This window comes from Ensifer sp. YR511 (assembly GCF_900103045.1).
Classification (GTDB): Bacteria; Pseudomonadota; Alphaproteobacteria; order Rhizobiales; family Rhizobiaceae; genus Ensifer; species Ensifer adhaerens.
The window spans coordinates 15,596-31,482 of the sequence record NZ_FNGR01000033.1 but is presented as its reverse complement, the minus strand read 5'-3'; the positions used below and the strand labels follow the sequence as shown (position 1 = coordinate 31,482).

General features: G+C 62.8%; 17 protein-coding genes. 10 read left to right on the top strand and 7 right to left on the bottom strand.

The window, feature by feature from the left end:
• The first annotated feature begins 80 nt into the window (after nt 1-80).
• Together rpsT and dnaA are read left to right on the top strand one after the other, a co-directional pair.
• Nucleotides 81-347 carry a 30S ribosomal protein S20 gene (rpsT, locus tag BLU15_RS32155; protein ID WP_034797494.1) on the top strand — a complete coding sequence of 89 codons (267 nt, stop codon included), beginning with the start codon at nt 81-83 and terminating at the stop codon, nt 345-347.
• A gap of 1,143 nt (nt 348-1,490) precedes the next feature.
• A complete protein-coding gene (gene dnaA / locus BLU15_RS32150) occupies nt 1,491-2,936 on the top strand; it encodes a chromosomal replication initiator protein DnaA (protein ID WP_060519887.1) in 1,446 nt (481 codons plus the stop codon).
• A gap of 51 nt (nt 2,937-2,987) precedes the next feature.
• Here dnaA and gcvA read toward each other — a convergent pair whose 3' ends face one another.
• Nucleotides 2,988-3,932 carry a transcriptional regulator GcvA gene (gcvA, locus tag BLU15_RS32145; protein WP_090300962.1) on the bottom strand — a complete coding sequence of 315 codons (945 nt, stop codon included), beginning with the start codon at nt 3,930-3,932 and terminating at the stop codon, nt 2,988-2,990.
• Between the two features lie 134 nt (nt 3,933-4,066).
• On the opposite strand from gcvA, the gene BLU15_RS32140 reads away from it, so the two are divergent.
• The 6 genes from BLU15_RS32140 to BLU15_RS32115 all read left to right on the top strand — a co-directional run bounded on the left by BLU15_RS32140 (nt 4,067) and on the right by BLU15_RS32115 (nt 8,395).
• Entirely contained in the window at nt 4,067-5,026 is a 960-nt protein-coding gene (locus BLU15_RS32140) for a DMT family transporter (protein ID WP_244546881.1), read from the top strand.
• 122 nt (nt 5,027-5,148) lie between these two features.
• Nucleotides 5,149-5,523 carry a YciI family protein gene (locus BLU15_RS32135; RefSeq protein WP_034797485.1) on the top strand — a complete coding sequence of 125 codons (375 nt, stop codon included), beginning with the start codon at nt 5,149-5,151 and terminating at the stop codon, nt 5,521-5,523.
• A complete protein-coding gene (locus BLU15_RS32130; protein WP_060608319.1) occupies nt 5,520-6,791 on the top strand; it encodes an RNA polymerase sigma factor in 1,272 nt (423 codons plus the stop codon). The genes BLU15_RS32135 and BLU15_RS32130 overlap by 4 nt, the downstream gene beginning before the upstream one ends.
• Before the next feature lie 87 nt (nt 6,792-6,878).
• Nucleotides 6,879-7,274: a DoxX family protein gene (locus BLU15_RS32125; RefSeq protein WP_176960422.1), complete on the top strand. Its 396-nt coding sequence runs from the start codon at nt 6,879-6,881 to the stop codon at nt 7,272-7,274.
• A 27-nt stretch (nt 7,275-7,301) separates the two neighbouring features.
• Entirely contained in the window at nt 7,302-7,673 is a 372-nt protein-coding gene (locus BLU15_RS32120; protein ID WP_090300960.1) for a DUF1801 domain-containing protein, read from the top strand.
• Nucleotides 7,674-7,780: 107 nt separating this feature from the next.
• Nucleotides 7,781-8,395 carry a glutathione S-transferase family protein gene (locus BLU15_RS32115; protein WP_060580653.1) on the top strand — a complete coding sequence of 205 codons (615 nt, stop codon included), beginning with the start codon at nt 7,781-7,783 and terminating at the stop codon, nt 8,393-8,395.
• 28 nt (nt 8,396-8,423) lie between these two features.
• On the opposite strand, the gene hemW is transcribed toward BLU15_RS32115, so the two are convergent.
• The 4 genes from hemW to rph all read right to left on the bottom strand — a co-directional run bounded on the left by hemW (nt 8,424) and on the right by rph (nt 11,482).
• A complete protein-coding gene (hemW, locus tag BLU15_RS32110) occupies nt 8,424-9,608 on the bottom strand; it encodes a radical SAM family heme chaperone HemW (protein ID WP_060580654.1) in 1,185 nt (394 codons plus the stop codon).
• A gap of 81 nt (nt 9,609-9,689) precedes the next feature.
• A complete protein-coding gene (rdgB, locus tag BLU15_RS32105) occupies nt 9,690-10,334 on the bottom strand; it encodes an RdgB/HAM1 family non-canonical purine NTP pyrophosphatase (RefSeq protein ID WP_090300958.1) in 645 nt (214 codons plus the stop codon).
• A 17-nt stretch (nt 10,335-10,351) separates the two neighbouring features.
• Entirely contained in the window at nt 10,352-10,747 is a 396-nt protein-coding gene (locus tag BLU15_RS32100; protein WP_090300956.1) for a VOC family protein, read from the bottom strand.
• 15 nt (nt 10,748-10,762) lie between these two features.
• Nucleotides 10,763-11,482: a ribonuclease PH gene (gene rph, locus BLU15_RS32095; protein WP_034797469.1), complete on the bottom strand. Its 720-nt coding sequence runs from the start codon at nt 11,480-11,482 to the stop codon at nt 10,763-10,765.
• Between the two features lie 262 nt (nt 11,483-11,744).
• Here rph and hrcA point away from each other — a divergent pair, with 262 nt between their 5' ends.
• Nucleotides 11,745-12,824 carry a heat-inducible transcriptional repressor HrcA gene (hrcA, locus tag BLU15_RS32090; RefSeq protein WP_034797467.1) on the top strand — a complete coding sequence of 360 codons (1,080 nt, stop codon included), beginning with the start codon at nt 11,745-11,747 and terminating at the stop codon, nt 12,822-12,824.
• A gap of 262 nt (nt 12,825-13,086) precedes the next feature.
• A complete protein-coding gene (gene grpE, locus BLU15_RS32085) occupies nt 13,087-13,695 on the top strand; it encodes a nucleotide exchange factor GrpE (protein WP_034797465.1) in 609 nt (202 codons plus the stop codon).
• A 94-nt stretch (nt 13,696-13,789) separates the two neighbouring features.
• Here the strand turns inward: grpE and BLU15_RS32080 are convergent, their stop codons facing one another.
• Together BLU15_RS32080 and BLU15_RS32075 are read right to left on the bottom strand one after the other, a co-directional pair.
• Complete coding sequence (locus BLU15_RS32080; RefSeq protein ID WP_090300954.1) at nt 13,790-15,025, bottom strand: D-arabinono-1,4-lactone oxidase; 1,236 nt, start codon at nt 15,023-15,025, stop codon at nt 13,790-13,792.
• An 11-nt stretch (nt 15,026-15,036) separates the two neighbouring features.
• Complete coding sequence (locus BLU15_RS32075) at nt 15,037-15,804, bottom strand: SDR family NAD(P)-dependent oxidoreductase (RefSeq protein WP_090300952.1); 768 nt, start codon at nt 15,802-15,804, stop codon at nt 15,037-15,039.
• Nucleotides 15,805-15,887: the final 83 nt, after the last annotated feature.

Here is a 15,887-nt window from a genome sequence, read left to right as displayed (position 1 = left end):
CGAATTGCTTTGATGACAGGTCGCAGTGACCCGGCACGGCGAGGGGCGGAGTTCATGTCAGTTTTCGAAGAGAGGCACAAATGGCCAATACAACTTCGGCGAAAAAGGCGACCCGCAAGATCGCACGCCGCACCGCAGTGAACAAGGCCCGTCGTTCGCGCGTTCGCAACTTCATCCGCAAGGTCGAAGAAGCGATTGCAACCGGCGACCAGGCAGTTGCAGCCGCAGCGCTCAAGGCAGCTCAGCCCGAGCTGATGCGCGCAGCCACCAAGGGCGTCCTGCACGCCAACACTGCATCGCGCAAGGTTTCGCGTCTTGCACAGCGCGTAAAGTCGCTTTCGGCCTAATCCGGCTAAGAAAAATCTGTTAATCGAGAGCCCGGCCCTTGCGCCGGGCTTTTCGGATTCATACTTCTGTCATCGCGATGGTTAATCTGGCGGCTTGGGCTTATGTCAGTGCGATGACAAGATTTATATAATTATTTCAATGACTTGTGAGAGGTCCTTATCAAAAGGATGTCTCTGACTGGGGGTCCGTTCGGCCCATTCTGAGTCAAGCGAATTTTTATTTTTTTTCTTTTTCGCCAGCTAAGCAAAGAGCGAAAAATCAAAACCCTTGATTCAACAGGGATTCTTCTCGGACTCGGAATGCGGCAAGCAAATGGCGGCCGGAGAGTCAACGGCCAGCGCTTAAGGTTGCGTAAAAATCGCGATTGATCTTGCCCATCGATCCTGCCTAAATGCCCTCCACAGGGGACACGGACCACATCTGTAAAAAGAAGCAAAAGAGGCCATTTCGAAGAAATGGTTTCGATGTTTCTGTCCTTTGTATCAGGGCGGCTCCGCGTCGTTCAATCAGACAAGTCGAAGGTGAAAAAACCGGATGGTTCATACCGCTCCGGACGGGAAACTTTCGTCCTGTGATTGTGAGGCGGCCATCTGCAGCACCTGCGTCCGGTCGGACGCCTAGAGGTCGCTGCGGCGCTTTGACGGCTGCCTGTCTTGCCCTTTGATCGGCTACGACAAAGGAAAGATGCAGGAGGCCTCGATGGAGGGTGCAAGCGGCGCCCGACGCGAGGCCAAGGTCCAACGCGCGGCTCATCGCTTCGTACGAGGGTGCGACGAGCTGTTGACGAGGAGGAGGATCCGGTACGGCGCGGGAGCGCGTCGAAGGGATTGTTGACGAGAGGCGCGAGGGGACATCCTCCGGCCCAGCAGGGCAGGTGGGTGCGCGTAGCGCGCAGCGAGGCGGGAGATGAGGAGCCCGGCGTCGTCTGCGACTGTGACGTTCGGCGAAAGCGGCATGGCCCATACGGGCGCCGCGGGCGACGGACATAAGAGATGAGGCCGGCAGCGATGACGGCATCTGAACATGAATTGGAAGGCGGCAAAATGCAGATGAATTTGGTGACGGCGGGCGCACTTCAGAAAGAAGGAGACGCATTTCAAGCCGGAAGCAATCTATCTCAGGCGGCGGGGGAAAAAACCGACATGAGGCACGACGCACTGTTCGAGCGGGTAAGTGCGCGTCTCAAAGCTCAAGTCGGTCCGGATGTCTTTGCAAGCTGGTTTGGGCGTCTGAAGCTCCATTCCGTATCCAAGAGCGTTGTGCGCCTTTCGGTGCCGACCACGTTCCTGAAGTCCTGGATCAACAACCGTTATCTTGACCTCATCACCTCGATCTTCCAGCAGGAAGACGGCGAGATCATGAAGATCGAGATCCTGGTGCGCACGGCAACCCGTGGCGCCCGTCCGACCACCCAGGAAGAAGCGCTGCCGCAGGCGGCAGAAGCAGCTCCGGCTCAGCCCGCGCGCCGTCCGGCCGCAGCCCAGCCGGTGGCAACCGTTGCCGCGGCGACTGTCGCAAGCATGCAGAGGCCGACCCAGGCGCCGCTCTTCGGCTCGCCGCTCGACCAGCGCTACAATTTCGAAAACTTCGTCGAGGGTTCCTCGAACCGCGTGGCGCTTGCCGCCGCCCGGACGATTGCGGAAGCCGGCGCCGGTGCGGTGCGGTTCAACCCGCTCTTCATCCATTCGAGCGTCGGTCTCGGCAAGACGCACCTTCTGCAGGCGATCGCCATCCAGGCGCTGCAGAGCGCGCGTGCGCCGCGCGTCGTCTACCTGACGGCCGAATACTTCATGTGGCGTTTCGCCACCGCGATCCGCGACAACGACGCGCTGTCCTTGAAGGAGTCGCTGCGCAACATCGATCTCCTGATCATCGACGACATGCAGTTCCTGCAGGGCAAGTCGATCCAGCATGAGTTTTGCCACCTGCTGAACATGCTGCTCGATTCCGCCAAGCAGGTCGTCGTCGCAGCCGACCGCGCACCGTGGGAACTGGAATCGCTCGACAGCCGCGTTCGTTCGCGTCTCCAGGGCGGCGTCGCCATCGAGATGGACGGCCCGGACTACGACATGCGCCTGGAAATGCTGAAGCGCCGCCTGGACACGGCCCGTCAGGACGACGGTTCGCTCGACATTCCCGGCGAAATCCTGAGCCATGTGGCACGCAACGTGACCGCCAGCGGCCGCGAACTGGAAGGTGCCTTCAACCAGCTCCTGTTCCGCCGCTCCTTCGAGCCGCAGCTCTCGCTCGAGCGCGTCGATGAATTGCTCGGCCACCTCGTCAACGCCGGCGAACCCCGCCGCGTGCGCATCGAGGACATCCAGCGGGTCGTCGCCAAGCACTACAACGTCTCGCGCCAGGAGCTCGTCTCCAACCGCCGCACCCGTGTCATCGTCAAGCCGCGCCAGATCGCGATGTATCTGTCGAAGACGCTGACGCCGCGCTCCTTCCCGGAGATCGGCCGTCGCTTCGGCGGACGCGACCACACGACCGTGCTGCACGCCGTGCGCAAGATCGAGGAGCTGATTTCGGGCGACACCAAGCTCAGCCATGAGATCGAGCTGCTGAAGCGCCTGATCAACGAATAGTCGAGGCGCATTGCCGCAAAAAAAGCCCGGGTTCGCCCGGGCTCTTTTGTTTTACCGGACCGCTTTCAGTGCCGGCTGCGGCGGACGCTTGGTCGCCGCATTCCCCACACCCTGCTCGGCTCGTGCCTGTTCGATGATCCAGGCGCGAAAGGCCGTGACCGGCGGGCGGTCGAGTGCGGCCGGCGGGTAGACGAGATGGTAGGCAAGCCCGGTCATCACGCCCTCAGGGAAGGGGGCTTCCAGCACACCCTCCGCAAGCTCGCGCGTGACCAGCGACAGGCGCACCAATGCAACGCCGTCGCCGGCCTTGGCCGCCTCGATCGCGCCGTTGCTGTTGACGAAGACCGGCCCTCGCCCGGCGTCCACCCCGTCGGCGCGCGCCGCATCCAGCCACAGCCTCCAATCCTGACGATGGACGTCGTGCAAGAGCACATGCGCGGCAAGGTCACCCGGCATGTCGAGTGGGTTCCTGGCGCGTAGTGCCGGGTGAAGGACCGGCACCGGGTCGTCATCGATCAATCGTTCGCTCACTAGACCGTCATAGCGGCCAAGCCCATGACGGATGGCGATGTCGACCCCATCGCTGTTGAAGTCGGTCAGCCGATTGGTGGTGCTGATGCGCACGTCGATGCCGGGCACCTGTAACTCGAAGGCGCCGATGCGCGGCACCAGCCATTGCGCGGCAAAGGTGGGCGTGCAGCTGACCGTCAGCACCGGCGCACGCTTGCGCGCCGTCAGTTCCTCGGTCGCCTCGCGCATCATTCGGAACGCGCGCCTGAGCGTTGCGAAATAGGTGCTGCCGTCCTCCGTCAGCGCCAACTGTCTCGGCCGGCGCTCAAACAGCGTCACTGCTAACGCCTGCTCCAGTTCGCGCACCTGCAGGCTGACGGCGCCAGGCGTCACGTTCAGTTCTTGCGCGGCCTTGGTAACGCTTAGATGTCGCGCGGTGGCCTCGAAGGCGCGAAGCGAGGCAAGCGAAGGAAGGTATGTCGACATGGTTTAGCCAAACTCAATCATGCGGCGAGAAATGATCGTTTGTTCGAAGCTCAATATCCTGAGAATAATGGCACAAAGTCAAGATGGTCGATGCCATCACGGTTTAGCCTGACAAACAAACGAGGGTTAAGGCAATGACACAAGCAACGCAGGCCAAGGTCATGGGCGCCCGGGAATGGGGCATGTTGATCCTGCTCTCCATTCTGTGGGGCGGCTCCTTCTTCTTCATCGGCGTCGCCGTCAAGGCGTTGCCTCCAGTCACGATCGTGGCGCTCCGCGTCAGTCTCGCGGCGCTCGCGCTGCTCGCCTTCGTTCGACTGATGGGACTGTCGATGCCGCGCGACCCGCGCGTTTGGCTGGCCTTCTTCGGGATGGGGCTGCTCAACAATCTCATCCCTTTCTCGCTGATCGTCTGGGGGCAGACGCATATCGCAAGCGGCCTTGCCTCGATCCTCAACGCCACCACGCCGCTGTTCGGCGTGATCGTCGCGCATCTCCTGACCGATGACGAGAAGCTGACAGCCAACCGGTTTGCAGGCGTCGTCGTCGGCTTCCTCGGGGTCGCGATGATGATTGGTCCGGCGGCGCTCGGTGGCCTTGGTTCGAACCTGCTTGCCCAGGTCGCAGTGCTTGGCGCAGCGCTCTCCTATGCGCTCGCCGGTGTCTTTGCCCGCCGCTTCAAGCGCATGGGCGTGGTGCCGATCGTGACGGCGACCGGTCAGGTCTCGACCGCAAGCATCATGCTGGTCCCGCTGTCGCTGCTGATCGATCATCCCTGGACGCTTCCCATGCCCGGCTTCGACGTCTGGGCGGCGATCGTCGGCATCGCGCTGATTTCCACGGCGCTCGCTTACGTCCTGTTCTTCCGCATCCTGGAAACGGCCGGTGTCACAAACCTGATGCTGGTGACCTTCCTGATCCCGGTCAGCGCCATCCTGCTTGGCGCTTTGTTCCTCGGCGAAACGCTGGAACCCAAGCACTTCCTGGGCATGACCTTGATCGCGGCCGGTCTGGCGGCGATCGACGGGCGGCTTCTGCGCCTCTTTTCTCGACCGGCCATCGACACCAAGTTAGAGTGCCGCGACAACGCTTGAGCATTTCTGATTTGCACGCATTGCGGGCCGGTGGGCGAAAGCACCACCGGCCCTGTTTTTTTCATCCGGGTTGTCGGCTATTGCTTGCCGCCACCGTCTTTGTTTCAGGAGCTGGAGTTCCGATGCTTTACGCCGTGTTTTGCTACAATCAAGAAGATGTCACGAACGCCTGGACCAAGGAGCAGGACGAAAAAGTCATGCATGATCTGTTGGCCGTACAGAGCAAATATGCGGAGGCAGGCCGGCTTGGGCCGGTGGCGCGCTTGATGCCGACGACGGCGGCGACGACGCTCCGGCACAGTCACAGCGAGACGATCGTAATCGATGGCCCGTTTGCCGAAACGAAAGAGCAACTGCTCGGTTTCTATGTCATCGACTGTGCGTCTCTCGATGATGCGCTCGAGTTCGCCCGTGATCTGAGTTCTGCCAATCCGGCCGCCGGCTCCTATGAAATCCGTCCTCTTGCCATCTACAAACCCAGTGAGCTTGCTTCATGACAGACACAGCCTGGATAGACCTCGCTCTCGTTTCGGCCCGGCCGCAGGCCGTGGGCGCGCTGTTGCGCTATTTCCGCAACCTCGACACTGCCGAAGAAGCGTTTCAGGAGGCCTGTATCCGGGCTTTGAAGACCTGGCCGAAGAGCGGCCCGCCGCGCGACCCCGCCGCCTGGCTGATCTTCGTCGGCCGCAACAGCGGCATCGACAAGGTGCGCCGCCAGTCCCGCGAAACGGCGCTGCCGCCGGAGGAAATTCTTTCCGACCTCGAGGATCAGGAGGGCGCGCTCGCCGACCAGCTCGACGGCTCCCACTATCGCGACGACATTCTTCGCCTGCTGTTCGTCTGCAGCAATCCGGCGCTGCCGGCAACGCAGCAGATCGCGCTGGCGCTGCGCATCGTCTCGGGCCTTTCTGTCAAGCAGATCGCCCGCGCCTTCCTCGTCAGCGAGGCGGCGATGGAACAGCGGATCACGCGGGCCAAGTCGCGTGTCGCGGCCGCCGGCCTTGCCTTCGAGACCCCGGATGCGGCCGACCGGTCAGATCGGCTCGCCGCCGTCGCCACGATGATCTACCTCGTCTTCAACGAGGGCTATTCGGCGATGAACGGCCCGGAAAGCGTCTCGGCCGACCTGTGCCAGGAGGCGATCCGGCTCGGACGCCTGCTGCTTCAGCTTTTCCCAGCCGAGCCGGAGATCAAGGGGCTGACGGCGCTCATGATGATCCAGCATTCGCGGGCGCGCGCCCGCTTCGACGCCGATGGCGCCGTCATCCTGCTTGATGACCAGGACCGCAGCCTGTGGGACCGCTCGCTGATCGACGAGGCCTTGGCGCTGATCGACAGGGCGATGCAGTACCGCCAACCGGGCGCCTACCAGATCCAGGCGGCGATCGCGGCGCTGCATGCCCGCGCCGAGCGTGCGGATGAGACCGACTGGGCGCAGATCGACCTGCTCTACCAGGCGCTCGAGCGGCTGCAGCCCTCTCCGGTGATCACGCTCAATCGCGCAGTGGCGGTTTCGAAGCGTCAGGGGCCGGAAGCCGCGCTGGCGATGATCGCGCCCTTGGCGGAAAAGCTCTCCGGCTATTTCTATTTCCATGGCTTGAGCGGCCATCTCCTGAAGCAGCTCGGCAAGGTCCGCGAGGCGCGTGTGGCCTTCGACCATGCGATTGCGCTTGCGACCAACGCGGCCGAATGCGCTTACATCCGCATGCAGCTCGACAAGCTCGATGAAACGCCTGGTATCGAGATCTCCGAAAGAAAAATCTGACGGTGCCTGTCGGGATCCCTCATGCGCTTTCGTCCTTGGACCGAGAACGAAATCCAAGGAGAGAAATCAGTGACCACCAGCCTCGTTATGCCCGCCCCAAGGGCAAAGTCGATCATCCTCGGCCGCTTCCTCAGCGGCGTGCTAGTCGCCTTCCTGATTTTCGATGCCGTCATCAAGCTTGTGCCGCTAGCTGTCGTCACCGAAACCATGGTCGCGCTCGGCTATTCCGCCGACCAGGGTCTGGCGCGGCTGCTCGGCATTCTCACATTGTTGTGCACGGTGCTCTATGTGATCCCGCGCACCTCGATCCTCGGCGCCATTCTGCTCACCGGCTATCTCGGCGGGGCGATGGCGACGCATCTGCGGGCCGGCAGCCCGCTCTTCACCCATCTGCTTTTCGGCTTCTATCTCGGCGTGATCGCCTGGGGCGGCCTCTGGCTTCGGGATCCGCGGCTGCGCGCCCTCATTCCCTTCAGCAACTGACAGAAACGGAGCGCTCGAAAGACGACCATGACCAAAACAGTCAACGACTACATTGCCGGCCTCTCCGGTGTCCCGGCCGACGTGGCGAAGCGCCTGCATGGTGCCCTCCTGGCCACAGGCACGCTCAATGACGCCGTCAAATGGGGCCATCCCATCTATGAGGCCGGCGGCGCGGTCTGTCTGCTCAAGGGGGCAAAGGATTACGTGACCTTCGGTTTCTGGCGCGGCGCCGAGATGCTCGATCTCGACGCACGCCTGGAGAAGGGCGGCGGCAAGGGCGACATGGCCTATATTCGCCTGCGCACCACCGATGACGTGGACGACGCTCAGGTCGCCCGGCTGGTGGCTAGGGGCATCGAGCTCAACCGGCTGAGGGGCGATCCGATGAAAGCCGCCTAGACGAAACAAACTTGCATCGTGGCCGAAGAAACAGAGCGCCTTTATCGGCCGCGATGCAATATCTCTTCACGGGAACAGGAATTCACGCCAGATCCCGCGAGGCAGCCATGATCCTCTACTATCAAACCCACTCTCCCTTCGCCCGCAAGGCGCTTGTCTTTGCTCACGAGATCGGCCTTGCCGACCGGCTGAAAGTCATCCACCACGAGACGAGCCCAACGCGGCGCAACGACGAGGTCTATGCCGAAAACCCGCTCGGCAAGGTTCCGGTGCTGTTGCGTGAGGGCGAAGAGCCGATCTTCGACAGCGATGTCATCTGCGCCTATCTCGATACGCTGCATGAGGGACGCAAGCGGATTCCCGAGGTCGGCGAACCTCGATGGCGGGCGCTGCGCATGCAGTCGGTGGCGCAGGTTCTTGCCCAGACCGGGATCGGCCTGCGCTGGGAGTGGGAGAGGCGCCCCGAACATCTGCGCTATCCGGAACTCGCCAAGGGCTACGAAGAAAAGATCGAGGCGACCTACGATTGGCTGGAGCAGACGTTATCGCCCGAGGAAGACGTGGATATCGGGCAGATCGCGCTGGCGACGGCACTGTCCTGGATGGCGTTTCGCAACCTGCCGTCGTTTCGCAACCGTCCGAGGCTGACCCGCTGGTTCGATGCATTCGAAGGCCGGCCGTCGATGCAGGCCACGCCGCTGTCAGGTGAAACGTTCGATTGAGTCTGTAGCCGGCGAAGACCGCCTGCCCTCAGGGGCAGGCGAGATCAGCGACCACGGCGTCGAGGATCAGCATGCCGGCCGGCGTGCAGCGCAGGCGCGAATTGCCCAGCCGCTCGATGAAGCCGTGATCGATCAGGAACTGCTCGCGCTCCGGGTCCGGGTCGCGGCCGGAAAGCGTCTGCCATCGCGCCAAGTCGACGCCTTCCTTGAGGCGCAGACCCATCAGCAACAACTCGTCGGACTGTGCTTCGAGATCGAGGGATTCCCGCTCGATCATGCCGTGACCATGGGTCTCGACGAGCCGCAGCCATTCCTCCGGCTTGCGCTCCGTAGAGGTAGCGATCTTGCCATTGCCGATGCCCAGGCGCCCGTGGGCGCCCGGGCCGATGCCGGCATAGTCGCCGTAGCGCCAATAGGTGAGGTTGTGCCGGCTCTCGGCACCCGGGCGGGCGTGGTTTGAAACCTCGTAGGCCGGCATGCCGATGGCGGCGGTAATGTCCTGCGTCGCCTCGTAAAGCACTGCCGACTGCTCGCCATCAGGCACGATCAGCTTGCCGGCCTTGTGCAGGCCGTAAAAGGGCGTGCCTTCCTCGATCGTCAGCTGGTAGAGCGACAGATGGTCGACCGCGTAGGAGACGGCTTCCTTCAGCTCACGCTCCCATTCTTCGACCGTCTGGTTCGGACGGGCATAGATCAGGTCGAAGGACATGCGCGGGAAGATCTCGCGCGCCAGCCGGATCGCCTTCAGCGCGTCCTCGACATTGTGCAGCCGTCCGAGGAACTTCAGATCGCGGTCGTTCAGCGCCTGGACGCCGAGCGAGACGCGATTGACACCGGCAGCGCGGTAGCCGTGGAAACGCGTCGCTTCGACGCTCGACGGGTTCGCCTCCATGGTGATTTCGATGCCGTCGGGCACATGCCAATGGCGAGCGATGCCTTGGAGGATGGCATCGACCGTCGACGGCTCCATCAAGGACGGCGTGCCGCCGCCCATGAACACGCTGGTGACCGTGCGCGGGCCGGAGAGCTCGCGCACCTCTTCCATTTCCTTAAGGAAAGCTGCAACGAAACGCGGCTGGTCCACCGGCTGGTGGCGCACATGGCTGTTGAAGTCGCAATAGGGGCACTTGGCCGCGCAGAACGGCCAATGCACGTAGACCCCGAAACCGGGGTCCATGCCGTCACCGATCGCCGATAGCGTGGCAGTTTGCATTATTGCGTCTCTCATGGTCACTTTCAGTAGAGAGCGGGATGCGGGCGGAAACCGCACGCACTTTTCCTCATCCCGCTCAGATCAGGCTCCGAGGCAGGTCTCGGCAAAGATCTTGAAGGCGCGGGCGCGGTGCGACAGAGCCTCTTCGTCACCCGGCTTCCAGCCGTGTTTCTCGTCGGCGCTCATCTCGCCGAAGGTGGTCTCGTAGCCCTTGGGCTGGAACACCGGATCATAGCCGAAGCCCTGGCCGCCGCGCGGCGGCCAGACGACGAAGCCTTCGACCTCGCCGCGGAAAAGCTCGACATGACCGTCCGGCCAGGCAAGGCAAAGAACCGAGACGAAACGGGCGGTGCGCTCGGAAGGCGTTTTGGCGCCTTTCTCCTGCAGCGCATCTTCGACCTTCTGCATGGCCATGGCGAAGTCGCGGCTGCCATCTTCGCGCTCGGCCCAGTTGGCCGTATAGACGCCGGGCGCTCCATCGAGCGCGTCGATCGCGAGACCAGAATCGTCCGAAAGTGCCGGCAGGCCGGAGGCCTTGGCCGAGGCGAGCGCCTTGATCGTGGCGTTCTCCTCAAACGTCGTGCCGGTCTCGTCGGGCTCGATGAAGTTGAGGTCGGCCGCCGACTTCGCCTCGAAACCGAGCGGGCCGATCAGGTCGCGGATTTCGCGGATCTTGCCGGCGTTGTGGCTGGCGACGATCAGCGTCTTGTTGTCGAGTTTGCGCATGGTGTTCCGTTTCGTGTTCAGTCGATGGACCAGAGGCCCGGTTCCGCACATTCAAGGCTGTTGCCGGCCGGGTCGCGGAAATAGAAGGACCGCGCCCCGTTCGGCCAGCGGGTGTCCGCTTCGATCGCGATGCCCGCCGCTTCCAGTTTCGCCTTCCAGGCGTCCAGCGCTGCGGCGGAAACCCGGAAGCACATGTGGCCCTGGCCGCTCGTGCCGTGCGGGATCGGCGGCTTCAGCGTTTCGGCCGGATTGAAAATCAAAAGCACGCCCGGTCCGCAGCGATAGAAGACGTGGCGGTTGCCGGCACGCGTGATCTTTGCGAGCCCGAGAATGCCACCGTAGAAGGCCTCGGCGGCATCGAGATCACCCATGTAAAGGGCGGTCTCGAGAATGCCTTCCAGCGCCGGGGCCATCTTGACGTTCCTTCCTCAGCCGGCGATCGCCTGCTTCTGCAGCGCGACCAGTTCGGCAATGCCCGTCTTGGCAAGGCCCATCAGGCTCGCGAATTCCTCTTCCGAGAACGGCTTGCCTTCGGCCGTGCCCTGGATCTCGACGATGCCGCCGGAGCCGGTCATAACGAAGTTGGCGTCGGTCTCGGCAGCGGAATCTTCGAGGTAATCGAGATCGATCACCGATTGGTTGGCGAAGATGCCGCAGGAAATGGCCGCGACATGATCCTTCAGGACCTTCTCGACCTTGACCATGTTGCGGGCTTCCATCCACTTCAGGCAGTCGTGGAGCGCGATCCAGGCGCCGGTGATCGAGGCAGTGCGCGTGCCGCCATCGGCCTGGATGACGTCGCAGTCGATCGAGATCTGGCGTTCGCCGAGCGCCGGCAGATCGACCACGGCGCGCAGCGACCGGCCGATCAGCCGCTGGATTTCCTGGGTGCGACCGCTCTGCTTGCCGCTGGCTGCCTCGCGCCGCATGCGCTCGCCGGTGGCGCGCGGCAGCATGCCGTATTCCGCCGTCACCCAGCCCTTGCCGCCATTGCGCAGCCAGGCCGGAACCTTTTCCTCAAGGCTTGCGGTGCACAGCACATGCGTGTCGCCGAACCGCACCAGACAGGAGCCTTCCGCATGCTTGGAAAAATTGCGCTCGAAAGAAACCTTGCGCATTTGATCGGTTTTTCTGCCGGATGGCCGCATCGTCAACTCCTATCGTATCTCGTGAGCCTTCTACTGCATAATTCCCTAAATCGAAATCGATTTAGGGACAAAATTATGCAGCAGTTTAAGGTGCTGCAGCGACCTTTGGCGCGTCCAAGGATGCGCGGCGCTGCAGAGCATGGCAGAGGTAAAGGGATCCGGTGGAAAGCCGGACATTCGACCGTTTTTTCCCTTTTGCCAACGGACCGCAGGGACACTATATTCCGGCCACGGCAGGATGTGCCTGCATATGTGGAGTGACATGGTACTGCGCAATCCCGGAGCAAAGGAAATCGCCGCGGCGCTCGACGAGCGCTCGGGCGAAATCTTCCGTCGCATCGTGGAGACCTATCTGACGAGCGGCGAGCCGCTCGGCTCGCGCAACCTGTCGCGGCTTTTGCCAATGGCGCTGTCGCCTGCCTCCGTGCGCAACGTTATGAGCGATCTCGAAGATCTCGGTCTCATCTATTCGCCGCATGTCAGTGCCGGTCGCCTGCCGACCCAGACGGGCCTGCGCTTCTTCGTCGACGCCTTCATGCAGGTCGGCAACCTCTCTCCCGAAGATCGCGCCTCGATCGATCGCCATGTGCGGCGCGACGACCATACCCAGCCGGTCGATACGCTTTTGACCGAAGCGAGCCAGATGCTGTCGGGCATGTCGCGGGGCGCGGGTCTCGTCATCACCGCCAAGGCCGATCCGGTGCTGAAGCATGTCGAGTTCATCCGCCTGGCGCCGACCAAGGCGCTGGCCGTGCTCGTCGGCGAACATGACCAGGTGGAAAATCGCATCATCGAGCTCCCGGCCGGCGTCACCAGTTCGCAGCTCACGGAAGCGGCGAACTTCCTCAACGCCCATCTCGCCGGACAGACGATCGCCGAGGTGCGGGCGCAGCTCGAAAAGGTGAAATTGACGGTGCGCGGCGAGCTCGACGCGCTGTCGCAGGATCTTGTCGAGCGCGGTCTTGCCATCTGGTCGGGCAACGAGGGCGACGAGAAGCCGGCGCGCCTGATCGTGCGCGGCCGCGCCAACCTGCTCGAAGGCCTCGAGGGTGCCGAGGACATCGACCGGCTCAGAATGCTGTTCGACGATCTCGAAAAGAAGGACAGCATGATCGAGCTGCTCGATCTCGCCGAAAGCGGCCCTGGGGTGCGGATATTCATAGGCTCGGAAAACAAGCTGTTTTCGCTTTCCGGCTCGTCGTTGATCGTCGCGCCCTATCGCGATGGCGAGGACCGCATCGTCGGCGCCGTCGGCGTCATCGGGCCGACGCGGCTCAACTACTCGCGCATCGTTCCGATGGTCGATTATACCGCGCAGCTGATGTCGCGGCTTTCGCGCTAAGGGCGCTTTTAGTCGCTGCATGTCTCATTGATCGATCTCGATGAAGGACAAAGACATGCAGCAAATCAAAGTGCTACAGCGACCTTCGCGCGTCTGATAGGACGCGCGGCGCTGTAGGAGCGCGATTGAACCCTTGATTTTTCGGCCCCAAACCTCGATATCGGCTTCAAATCCAGTCCCCAAGCATTTTTGCTGAAACGCAGGCTCGCGCTTGCGGCGTGGAAATGCGAAGGACAATACAGACGACACTGCGGAGAACGTCATGACCGACGATACGAACAAGCACGGACCCGAGGCCACCGACGAGGTATTCGACGCCGCACCGGACGCTGCCGAGGCAGCAGCCGTTGCCGAGCCCGATCCGTTGGAACTCGCACGGGCAGAAAGCGCCGAGCTGCGCGACAAGTACCTTCGGCTTGCCGCCGAAATGGACAACCTGCGCCGTCGCACCGAACGCGACGTCAAGGATGCCAAGTCCTACTCCGTCGCTGGCTTTGCCCGCGACATGCTGGCGGTATCCGACAACCTGCGCCGCGCGCTCGATGCCATTCCGGCGGAAGCCAAGGAAGCCGGTGAGGCCGGTCTCAACACGCTGATCGAAGGCGTGGAGATGACCGAGCGCTCGATGCTCTCGGCGCTTGAGCGCCACGGCGTCAAGAAGCTGGAGCCGGAAGGCCAGAAGTTCGACCCGAACTTCCACCAGGCGATGTTCGAAATCCCGAATGCGGATGTGCCGAACAACACGGTGCTGCAGGTCGTCCAGGCCGGCTACACCATCGGCGACCGCGTCCTGCGCCCGGCCATGGTCGGCGTTTCCAAGGGCGGCCCCAAGGTCGTCGCTGGCGAAAACGGCGACGCGCCGACCGCCTGATCCTGCCGATCAGAATTCAACAAGAACGCCGCGCGAACTTCGCGCGGCGTTCTTGTTTGGGCTAAGCGTAGCGGTGTGCGTTCGTTCGCCGGCGCTATCCGAACAGTTGCTGCAGGTGATCGTTGAGGAAACGTCCCTCGGGATCGACCTTGGCCCTCAGTGCCCGGAAATCGCCCGCTCGGGGGTAGAGTGCCGTCACATCCTCGGCGCCGAGGAAATGCAGCTTGCCCCAGTGCGGCCGCGAACCGTACTGCCTGAGGATCGTGTCCACGTCCTTCAGATATTCCCAATAGTCGGTGCCCGGTTCGCCCGAGACCGAAAGCGTGATCGAATCCTGCTCGAAGAAGGGGCTGATCCAGCCGGTATCGCCGGCGGTGAAGCGATACTCGATCGGGTAGATGCAGGTCGGGTGCTTTTCCAGCATCAGCTTACGCACCGCCTTTACCGCTTCCTTGCCGTGGGCGACGGGCACTGCATATTCGAGCTCGTGGAAGTTCGGCACGTATTCGATCGGGTAGATCTCCGAGGAATAGGCGATCTTCTCGAACCCGCGCTCCATCGGCGCTTCCTCGGTGATGTCGATCACCTTCATCTCGCAGACGTCGGAGGTCTTGTCCGTGGTCGACACCGAGGCCGTGTCCGGCAGGCAGTAGCAGTGGCGGCTCTCCGGAACCGGGCACCAGAAGAAACCGAAATGGCGGTGCTTGGCGGCAAGCTCGTCGTGCTGTTCGATCATTTCGTCGAAGGTGCAGCGCCAGAGCTTTTCATGGAGATTGTAGCTTTCCATCGCCTGTAATGTGATCTCCGAGATCACGCCGAGCATGCCGACCGAGACGCGTGCCGCCTCAAGCAGATCCGGCGTGGTCTCGTCGACCACGAGGATGCTGCCGTCGGGCTGCACCAGCCGCATGCCGACGATCTGCGAGGCCATGTTGCCGAGCCTGGCGCCGGTGCCATGTGTGCCGGTCGTCAGCGCGCCGGCTAGCGCCTGGCTGTCGATATCGCCCTGGTTGATCAGCGACAGGCCGTTCTCCTTCAGCACCTTGCCGAGCTGGTTGATAGTGGTGCCGGCCTTGACCGCCACGCGCTTGCGGGTGCTGTCGATGTTGACGACGCCCTGCATGCTCGAGAGTGTCAGCTGTAGCCCGCTGGTAAGCGCCACTGGCGTGAAGGAATGTCCGGAACCGGCGCAGCGAACGTTCAGCCCTTGCGCGGTTGCCTCGCGCACCATTTCGGCAAGTGCCGCCTCACTCTCCGGCGCGCCGCGATGGCGCACGATGCATGATTGGTTACCGACCCAGTTGCGCCAGTGGCCACCTGCCTGAAGCATTTTCCCCTCCCTCAAACCGCGGTGAAGCAATTGTCGACGAACAGATGCGTGCCGTTGATGAAGCTCGCCTCGTCACTCGCCAGAAACAATGCCGCGTTCGCCACTTCCTTCGGATCGCACATGCGGCCTTGCTGCGCGGCGATCGCCGCTTCCGAAACGTCAACGCCGTATTTGCTGAGCCCGACGAGCTCGCGCTTGCCGTGGTCGGTGGCGATGAAGCCCGGGCAGACTGCGTTGCAGCGGATTCCGCGGTCGCGGAATTCCACGGCGATGGCGCGGGCGAACATGTGGCAGGCGCCCTTGGTGGTGTCATAGAGCACCTCCATCGGCGTTGCGGCCACGGCCGAAATCGACGAGGTGCAGACAATGCTGCCGCCGCCGGCCGCAAGCATGCCTGGCAGTACCGCCTTGGTCATCAGGAACATGCTGCGCACATTGACCGCCATCAGCCGGTCCCACTCGTCCTCCTCCGTTTCGAGGAAGGGACCGACGGCGAGGATGCCGGCGTGGTTGAAGAGCACGATGATGGCGCCGAAGGCCGCTTCAACCGCCTTGACGGCGGACGTCACCTCGGCCGACACCGAGACGTCGGCCGGGGCAAAAATCGCCTCGCCGCCGTTGGCGCGGATCGAGGCGGCCACCTCTTCGCCTTTGCTGCGCGGCAGATCGACGATGCCGACCTTGGCGCCTTCGCGCGCGAACAGCTCGGATGCGGCAAGACCGCAGCCTCCCGCGCCACCGCTGATCAGCGCCACTTTGCCTGAAAGCCTGCCTGCCATCTTAATCCTCCCCTTGGCGCATCCTTCGCAGCGGTCGCCGATGACGACCCGCGACGGATCCGGTTTCTCACTCTCCTGGAATT